Below are 8,750 nucleotides of genomic sequence, written 5' to 3'. Positions count from 1 at the left end.
GGCCCAGTCCCGACAATCAGCATCCGCCAATCTTGGAAACCCTAGAGCGAAGGACATCGTCGCCAGCAGCGCCGCCGCCCTCGTCAGTGATCGGGCTTATAGACCCCCACCCTCCGACACGTCAACAACGATTTTCAAAAAATCAGCAGAAAATCGTAAGTGACTGTTTTTAAAGGTGGTTTTCCATGACGCGCGAAAAGTGGTCCGACGCTTCTACCAATACGGGTCCGCTTTGCGGGCTTTCGGCGCTTCTGGGGATGCAAGCTATATGGTTAACGCAGTTCCGCCTTTCAAGGGCCGCGCTCGATGAGAATTCGTGGGTCTCGAAGCCCGTTGCCGCTTCCGCGAAAAGAGGCGACCCGAGCACGTCTCACCGAAACGTGACGGTCGAGGGCGGCCGCGTGCATTGACGCAGACCGCCCTTGTCTTACCCTCGGCGGCAACGGCATGGACCGGGGTAGAGGAGCGTCATGATCAGGCGAGCAGGGAAGATCATCGCCGCAGCGCTGCTGGCGCTCGGCCTCGCCGGCAAGGCGTCCGCCACGGACGCGGGAAACTGGGAAGCGGTCGTCGCGGAGGCCAGGGGCCAGACGGTCTATTTCAACGCCTGGGGCGGCTCCGAGAACGTCAATGCCTATATCAGATGGGCCGGCGACGAAATGACAGCGCGCTACGGCGTCACCGTCGTCCATGTAAAGCTCGACGACACCGCTAAGGCGACCGCGACCGTGCTCGCGGAAAAATCCGCAGGAAAGGACGAGGGCGGATCGGTCGATCTCGTATGGATCAACGGCGAGAACTTCGCCGCGATGAAACGCGAAGGGCTGCTTTACGCGCCCGGCTGGGCGACGAAACTGCCGAACTGGCGCTATGTCGACCACGAAAACACACCGACGGTGCTCACCGATTTCACCATCCCCACCGACGGACTGGAGAGTCCCTGGGGCGGTGCCAAGCTCGTGTTCTTCTACGACTCGGCGCGCATGAAGGCGAGCGAGCTGCCGGATTCCGCAGCGGATCTCCTGGAATGGGCCACGGCCAATCCCGGGCGCTTCTCCTACCCGCAGCCGCCGGACTTCACCGGCTCTTCCTTCCTGAAGCAGGTGCTGATCGAGCTCGTAGACGACAGGGCCAAGCTGCAGAAACCCGTCGACGAAAAGACGTTCGCGACCGATGCCGCGCCCTTGTTTGCCTATCTCGACAGGCTGACGCCGCTGCTATGGCGAAAAGGCAAGGCCTATCCTCAGAACTATGCGGACATGAAGCAGAAGCTCGCCGACGGCGAACTCGACATCATCTTCGCCTTCAACCCCGCTGAAGCCTCCTCCGCGATCGCCAATGGCGAGCTGCCGGAGACGGTCCGCTCCTTCGTCTTTTCCGGAGGCACGCTCGGCAATACGCATTTCGTCGCCATTCCCTACAACGCAACGGCAAAGGCCGGCGCGCTTCTGCTTGCCGATTTCCTCCTCTCGCCCGAGGCGCAACTTCGCAAGCAGGACCCGAATATCTGGGGCGATCCGACTGTGCTTTCTCCTGCAAAACTTCCGGAAGCCGACCGGTCCGCTTTCGAGCGCCTGGACCTCGGCATTGCAACGCTCCATCCCGACGAACTCGGTCCCGCGCTCGACGAACCGCACCCGGACTGGATGACACGGATCGAAACCGAATGGATCCGGCGTTATGGCGCAGCCAACTAGGCTCGGCGGAAACGCCCTCCTTGCCTTCGTTCTGGGGCTTCCCATCCTTGCCGGGCTTGCAGGAACGATCCTGCCGGCCTTCGGCTACCTGCCGGCGCTCGGCGGCTTTCGCGTCACGCTTGCTCATTTCGCCGAACTCGCCGGCCAGCCGCACATTCTCCGCTCGGTCCTGACCGGCCTCGCTGCGGGATTGCTGACGACGGTCGCAGCGACAGCGGTCGTCGGCACATTCGTCGCGGGCTTTGCCGGCACGCCGCTTTTCGCCCGCATCCAGCATCTCGTCTCTCCCCTGCTTGCCGTCCCGCATGCCGCCGCCGCCTTTGCGCTGGCTTTCCTCGTCGCCCCGTCGGGCTTCCTGCTCCGGCTGATCTCGCCGGAGGTGACGGGCTTCACGCGGCCCCCGGACTGGCTTCTTCCCAACGACCCTTTCGCGCTGACGATGATTGCCGGGCTCATCGTAAAGGAGGTGCCGTTTCTCTTCCTGGTGACGCTTGCCGCCCTGCCGCAGCTTGCCGTCACGAGGGCATCGCGCCTTGCGGCGGCGCTCGGCTACGGGCGGGTCGCCGGCTTCGCCATCTGTCTTTGGCCCGCCCTCTACCGCCAGATCCGTCTGCCGGTCTTCGCGGTGCTCGTCTATTCGGTATCCGTGGTCGACGTCGCCATGATCCTCGGGCCGAAGCTGCCGCCGACATTGCCGGTGCGAGTAACCCAATGGGCCGGAGACGACGACCTCGGTGCGCGATTTCTCGCATCGGCGGGCGCTTTCCTGCAGCTTGGCATCGTCGTTGCCGCAATGGCGAGCTGGATCGTGCTCGAACGGGTCGGGAAAGCCGTTCTCGCGCGCCTGACCTTTTCCGGACGGCGCTTTGCGCGGGACGGCGCGCTTCGCGCCGCGGGCGCCCTCGCCATGAGCACCTGCACGGTCACCATTTTCGCGGGGCTCAGCGTGCTTTCCATCTGGTCGGTTGCAGGCCTCTGGCCATTTCCCGACGCGTTGCCCGGAAGTTTCACGCCCAATACCTGGATGCGCACATTGCCCCAACTCTGGGCGCCGCTCGGCACTACGGTCGCGCTCGCTCTTTCGGCGTCATCGCTGGCGCTCGTATTTACGATCCTCCTGCTCTACCGCAACGGCATCGCCGGCGGACGGAAGAATGCAGCCGGCTACCGGCTGCTTTACCTCCCCTTGCTCGTCCCGGAGATCAGCTTCGTTTTCGGGCTGCAGGTCCTGATGCTCTCGGCGGGGCTCACTCCCGGCTTTGCGAGCGTGCTGGGCGTCCATTTCGTTTTCGTGCTCCCTTACGTGCTTCTGTCACTGTCGGCCCCCTGGCGCGCGGTCGACCCGCGCTTCGAAAAAATCGCCGCCGGCTTCGGCAAGCCGGCGTTGGAAATCCTGTTCACGGTCCGGCTGCCATTGCTCTTTCGTGCCTGCCTCACCGCGCTCGCGGTCGGTTTCGCCGTGTCGGTCAGCCTCTATCTGCCGACGCTCCTCATCGGATCCGGGCGGCTGACGACGATCACGACCGAGGCCGTCGCACTCTCGTCGGGCGGCGACCGGCGGGTCATCGGCATCTACGCCCTCGTTCAGGGGCTCCTGCCCTTCCTCGCATTTCTCGTTGCGTCGCTCGGCCCGCAGTTGCTATTCCGCAACCGGCGGGCAATGAGGACGTGAATGCAGGAAAACGCCGGGTCAAAATCCCCGATCAAGACAGGATGCCTGACGCTCTCGGAGGTGACGATCGGTCTGGGCGGCCGGGTTCTGCTCGCCATATCGGCGTCGGTCGCGCCGGGCGAGGTGCTGACGATCATGGGGCCGTCCGGCTCCGGCAAGTCGACCCTGCTCGCCTTTGCGGGAGGCTTTCTCGATGCGGCATTCGATGTGAGCGGCCGCATCCTGATCGACGGCACGGACCTGACGGCGGTTCCCGCCAACCGGCGCCACGCGGGCATCCTGTTTCAGGATCCGCTGCTCTTTCCCCATCTATCGGTCGGCGGCAACATCGTCTTCGCCATAGCGCCGGCTGTCAAAGGACGGGCCGCACGCCGCCGGCTGGCCGATGCAGCCCTCGACGAGGTGGGCCTTACCGGCTTCTTCGACCGCGACCCGGACACGCTCTCTGGCGGCCAGAAGGCACGCGTGGCGCTGCAAAGGGTACTCGTTTCCGCGCCACGATTCCTGCTTCTCGACGAACCTTTCTCCAATCTCGACGCGGCGCTCAGGCAGCAGACGCGTGAGCTTGTCTTTTCCAAGGCGAGGGCGGCCGGGCTGCCCACCATCCTGGTGACCCACGACAGTGCCGACGCAGAGGCCGCCGGCGGCCGCGTGATCGAAATCGGAATGGAGGAGCAGGCATGATGCGCGCGCTTCCTGCCCTGCCCGTCCGCGAGATCCTGCCCGGCCTTGGCGACGCGCTCGCTTCGTCGGGATCGGTCGTGCTGTCGGCTCCTCCCGGCGCCGGCAAGACGACGCTGGTGCCGCTTTTTCTGCTCGACCAGCTCTGGCGCGGCGACGGCAAGATCATTCTGCTCGAACCGCGGCGGCTCGCAGCGCGGGCCGCGGCCGGACGCATGGCCGAACTTCTGGGGGAGAAGGTCGGCGAAACCGTCGGCTACCGGATGCGGCTCGACAACCGCGTATCGGGCAAAACCCGGATCGAAGTTGTAACGGAGGGCGTCTTTAGCCGGATGATCCTCGACGATCCCGAATTGCCCGGCGTTTCGGCTGTCCTTTTCGACGAGTTCCACGAGCGTTCGCTGGATGCCGATTTCGGGCTGGCGCTGGCGCTCGACGTGCAATCGGCGCTGCGCGAGGACCTCAGGATCGTCGTCATGTCGGCGACGCTCGACGTCGAACGCATCGCCGGGCTCGTCGGCGATGCGCCGGTCCTGAAAAGCGAAGGCCGGAGCTTCCCTATCGACATACGCTACGAAAACAGAGCGGCCGGTGAAAGCGTCGAGGACGCGATGGTCCGCACGATTGCAGAGGCGCATTGGTCCGAGGAAGGTTCCATCCTTGCCTTCCTGCCCGGGCAGGCGGAAATCGCCCGCACGGCCGCGCGGCTCGCCGATCGCTTCGGGGAGGCGACCGCAATCGTCCCGCTCTACGGCAATCTGAGCCAGAAGGAACAGGACGCGGCGATCCGCCCGGCACCGAAGGGCACACGCAAGATCGTGCTGGCGACTTCGATCGCCGAAACCTCGATCACCATCGACGGCGTCAGGATCGTCGTCGACAGCGGTCTGCAGCGGCTGCCGGTCTTCGAGGCCTCGACGGGCATCACGCGGCTCGAAACCGTGCGCGTTTCAAGAGCCTCGGCCGATCAGCGCGCCGGGCGCGCCGGAAGGACCGAGCCGGGTATCGCGATCCGCCTGTGGCATCCCGGCCAGACTGCGGCGCTCGCCGCCTTCACGCCGCCGCAGATCCTTGCCAGCGATCTCTCCGGCCTGCTCCTCGATCTTGCCCATTGGGGTGTGGCCGATCCGTCGACGCTGAAATTCCTCGATCCGCCGCCGGAGACGGCCCTGCGCGAGGCGCGAGGCCTGCTCGTCGAGCTCGGCGCGATCGACAGCCGCGGCGCGCTGACGCCGAAGGGCCGCAGGATCCGCGATCTGGCGCTGCCGGTGCGGCTTGCGGCAATGTCGGTTGCAGCCGCCGAGGAAGGGCGGGCGCAGGAGGCCTGCCTTCTAGCGGTGATGCTCACCGAGCAGGGCCTCGGCGGCAACAGCATCGATATCGAGGAGCGGCTGCGCCGGTTCCGGAGCGAGCGCAGCGACCGGGCCGAGGCCGCCCGCGGTCTGGCGCGGCGAATGGCCGGCGAACTCGGCGCATCGAACAAGGCGGGTCTGGAGCCCGTTCTGCCTGGAGCCCTGCTGATGCACGCCTTTCCCGACCGCATCGCGCTGCAGCGCGGCGGGCGCGGCCGCTTCGTCATGGCGAACGGACGCGGCGCCGAGATCCCCGAGACCGAACGGCTTGCTGCGGCCGGAATGCTCGTCATTGCCGATCTTACCGGCAGAGCCGGGGCGCAGCGGGTGCTCGCTGCAGCGGAAATCACGAGAGGCGATGTCGAAGGGCACATGCCGGACGCCATCGTCACCGAGGAGCAAAGCTTCTTCGATCGGGCCAGCCGGCAGGTGCGTGCGCGCCGGGTGACACGGCTCGGGGCGATCATCTTCGAGGAGAAACCCCTGCCTCGCCCCAGCGGCCAGGCGGCGGCGCGGGCACTCGCGGACGGTATCCGGCAACTGGGGCTTGCCGCTGTCCCCTTCCCGAAGGACGTGGAGCAACTGCGCGACCGTATCGGATTCCTGCACCGCTCCATCGGCGAGCCCTGGCCGGACATGTCGGACGCGGCGCTGATCTCCCGTCTCGACGCGTGGTTCGTTCCGTTCCAGGGAGACGCCGGCGGCATTGACGGGATCAAGGGCCGCGATCTCGCCGAAGGCCTCATCTCGCTCGTTCCATACGGCCTTCAGCGCGACCTCGCCCGGCTGGCGCCGACGCATTTCGAAGCGCCGACAGGCCAGCGTCATCCGATCCATTACGACGGCGACGAACCGCTCCTGTCGATCCGCGTTCAGGAGCTCTTCGGCCTGAAAGCCCATCCCGCGATCGGCGACGGTCGGCTGCCGCTGCTTCTCGAGCTGATTTCCCCCGGCCACCGCCCGATCCAGACGACCCGGGACCTGCCCGGCTTCTGGGCCGGTTCGTGGAAGGACGTCAGAGCCGAGATGCGCGGCCGCTATCCGAAACATCCCTGGCCGGAGGATCCCGCCAATGCGATGCCGACGACGCGCGCGAAACCGCGCGGGACTTAGAACGGGCGGAAAAGTGTACTCCAAAGTGGCCGGATGCGGCTCTACGGCGCACCGCGGTCCGCCGCCGTTTCCTATTTGCCGGGTTCGGAATAAAGTCCGGTAAGATGAATTGACGCCCGGTCGCGCATGCGACCCGCATCGCGAAACGGAAACGCATGGCAGCTGCGACACTCTATAACGATCAGAACAGCAATCGCAGTCTGAGGCTGCAGACGCTCATCCGGCTGCGCTGGCTGGCGGTGGGCGGACAATCGCTCGCCGTCGTCGTCACGGCGCTGTGGCTGCAGTTCCCGCTGCCGATCGTTCCCTGCTCCGTATTGATCGCCTGCCTGGCGCTTCTCAACGTCTTTCTCACGCTCCGCTTTCCGCCGACGCAGCGGTTGACGCCGCCGGCCGCCTTCTCCCTGCTCGGTCTCGACCTTGCGCAACTGACTGCGTTGCTCTTCATCACCGGCGGCCTTGCCAATCCCTTCGCGCCGCTTCTCTGCGTGCCGGTCATCATCTCGTCGGCCTCGCAGCCGAAGCCGCAGAGCATCGTGCTGGCCGGCCTCGCCGTCCTGGGCGTCACCGCCCTTGCCTTCTCGCCCTTCCCGCTGCCCTGGTATCCAGGCACCGTTCTGTTGATGCCGCGCGTGCTGACGGCGGGCATCTGGTTCGCGATCGTCTCGATGACGGCCTTCGCCGCCTTCTACACCTATCGCGTCTCGCTCGAGGCGAGCGAGCTTTCCGAAGCGCTGACGGCGACCGAGCTCGTCCTCCAGCGGGAGAAGCACCTGTCGCAGCTCGACGGTCTCGCGGCCGCCGCCGCCCACGAACTCGGAACGCCGCTCGCGACGATCAGCGTCGTCGCCAAGGAGATGGAACGGGAGCTTGGCGACGATCCGCGTTTCGGCGAGGACGTCCATCTTCTGCGCAGCCAGAGCGAACGCTGCCGCGACATTCTGAGGCGGCTGACCACCCTTTCGTCCGAAAGCGAAGAACATATGCGGCTTCTGCCGCTCTCATCGCTGATCGAGGAGGTGATGGCGCCGCATCGCGAATTCGGCATAGAAATCGAGCTGAAGGAGCAGGGCGATCGCGCCTCGGAGCCGGTCGGCATCCGCAATGCCGGCATTCTCTACGGCCTGGGCAATCTGCTGGAGAACGCGGTCGACTATGCGCGCAAGAAGGTGACCGTCACGACGGAGCACACGGCCGAGCGCGTGCGGGTGACGATCGAAGACGACGGCGACGGTTTTTCGCCGGACATCCTGGCGCGGATCGGCGAACCCTACGTGACGCGGCGGCAGAAGGACGACAGTGCCGGCGGGCTCGGCCTCGGTCTCTTCATCGCCAAGACGCTGCTCGAGCGTTCCGGTGCCCGGCTGCGCTTCGAGAACGGCGGCTCGAAACACCCGGGCGCCCGGGTCAGCGTCGAATGGCCGCGCGTGCTGATGGACACGAAACTGGCGAAATGACTTTTGACGGTTTATTGAAGACAGGTGCGGGGAAACCCACATGATTGCCGGCAAAACCACCGGTTTATGCTTACCGCATGTTTCCTTTGATCCTGTCCGGTGAAAGAATAGAACATGCAGCACTTGAAGGGTTACAGCGGCCCTTGCGCGCCCGGTGAGACGCATGGCGCTGTAGGGATTTGAGAAATGATCGAAAAGTCGATGCCTGCGCCAAACACTCACGCCGCCGATGCGGACCTGATCGGGCCTGACAAGAGCCTTCTGATCGTCGATGACGACACGGCCTTTCTGCGGCGCCTCGCCCGCGCAATGGAAGCGCGCGGCTTCGCGGTCGAGATCGCCGAATCGGTCGCCGAAGGCATAGCCAAGGCGAAGACCCGCCCGCCGAAACATGCAGTCATCGATCTCCGCCTGGGCGATGGCAGCGGTCTCGACGTGATCGAGGCGATCCGTGGGCGCCGCGACGACACGCGCATGATCGTTCTGACGGGCTATGGAAACATCGCGACAGCGGTCAACGCCGTGAAGCTCGGAGCTCTCGACTATCTGGCCAAGCCCGCAGACGCCGACGACATTCTCGCGGCGCTGATTCAGCGCCCGGGCGAGCGGGTGGAGCCTCCGGAAAACCCGATGTCGGCCGATCGCGTGCGATGGGAGCATATTCAGCGCGTTTATGAAATGTGCGAGCGCAATGTTTCCGAAACGGCGCGCCGGCTCAACATGCACCGACGGACCCTGCAGCGCATTCTGGCGAAACGGGCGCCGAAGTAACTCGCGC

Annotated in this window: 6 protein-coding genes; all 6 read left to right on the top strand. The window is 65.5% G+C overall.

Features of this window, described 5'->3' with window-relative positions; all coding sequences use genetic code 11:
- Window positions 1-470 precede the first annotated feature (470 nt).
- Window positions 471-1,697, top strand: a complete 1,227-nt coding sequence (locus tag CN933_RS17105) for an ABC transporter substrate-binding protein (RefSeq protein WP_018098628.1) — start codon at window positions 471-473, stop codon at window positions 1,695-1,697.
- Window positions 1,681-3,369 (top strand): ABC transporter permease, encoded by a 1,689-nt coding sequence (locus tag CN933_RS17100; protein WP_018098629.1) that lies wholly within the window; start codon window positions 1,681-1,683, stop codon window positions 3,367-3,369. The genes CN933_RS17105 and CN933_RS17100 overlap by 17 nt, the downstream gene beginning before the upstream one ends.
- Entirely contained in the window at window positions 3,370-4,053 is a 684-nt protein-coding gene (locus CN933_RS17095; protein ID WP_018098630.1) for an ABC transporter ATP-binding protein, read from the top strand.
- Window positions 4,053-6,515, top strand: coding sequence for an ATP-dependent helicase HrpB (gene hrpB / locus CN933_RS17090; RefSeq protein ID WP_026169008.1), 2,463 nt, complete (start codon window positions 4,053-4,055; stop codon window positions 6,513-6,515). The genes CN933_RS17095 and hrpB overlap by 1 nt, the downstream gene beginning before the upstream one ends.
- Window positions 6,516-6,670: 155 nt before the next feature.
- Window positions 6,671-7,972, top strand: coding sequence for an ActS/PrrB/RegB family redox-sensitive histidine kinase (locus CN933_RS17085; protein ID WP_018098632.1), 1,302 nt, complete (start codon window positions 6,671-6,673; stop codon window positions 7,970-7,972).
- A 186-nt stretch (window positions 7,973-8,158) separates the two neighbouring features.
- Window positions 8,159-8,743: a global response regulator transcription factor ActR gene (actR, locus tag CN933_RS17080; RefSeq protein ID WP_018098633.1), complete on the top strand. Its 585-nt coding sequence runs from the start codon at window positions 8,159-8,161 to the stop codon at window positions 8,741-8,743.
- Window positions 8,744-8,750 lie beyond the last annotated feature (7 nt).

It is taken from the genome of Sinorhizobium sp. M4_45, from assembly GCF_002885915.1.
Classification (GTDB): Bacteria; Pseudomonadota; Alphaproteobacteria; order Rhizobiales; family Rhizobiaceae; genus Sinorhizobium; species Sinorhizobium meliloti_A.
Note: the sequence above shows the minus strand (reverse complement) of the source record. Positions and strands in the feature narration are given on the sequence as shown.

Excerpts from the sequence above, each read along its gene's own strand:
- CN933_RS17105 (WP_018098628.1), top strand. The coding sequence starts at position 471 with ATGATCAGGCGAGCAGGGAAGATCATCGCCGCAGCGCTGCTGGCGCTC.
- CN933_RS17085 (WP_018098632.1), top strand. The coding sequence starts at position 6,671 with ATGGCAGCTGCGACACTCTATAACGATCAGAACAGCAATCGCAGTCTG.
- hrpB (WP_026169008.1), top strand. The coding sequence starts at position 4,053 with ATGCGCGCGCTTCCTGCCCTGCCCGTCCGCGAGATCCTGCCCGGCCTT.
- CN933_RS17100 (WP_018098629.1), top strand. The coding sequence starts at position 1,681 with ATGGCGCAGCCAACTAGGCTCGGCGGAAACGCCCTCCTTGCCTTCGTT.
- CN933_RS17095 (WP_018098630.1), top strand. The coding sequence starts at position 3,370 with ATGCAGGAAAACGCCGGGTCAAAATCCCCGATCAAGACAGGATGCCTG.
- actR (WP_018098633.1), top strand. The coding sequence starts at position 8,159 with ATGATCGAAAAGTCGATGCCTGCGCCAAACACTCACGCCGCCGATGCG.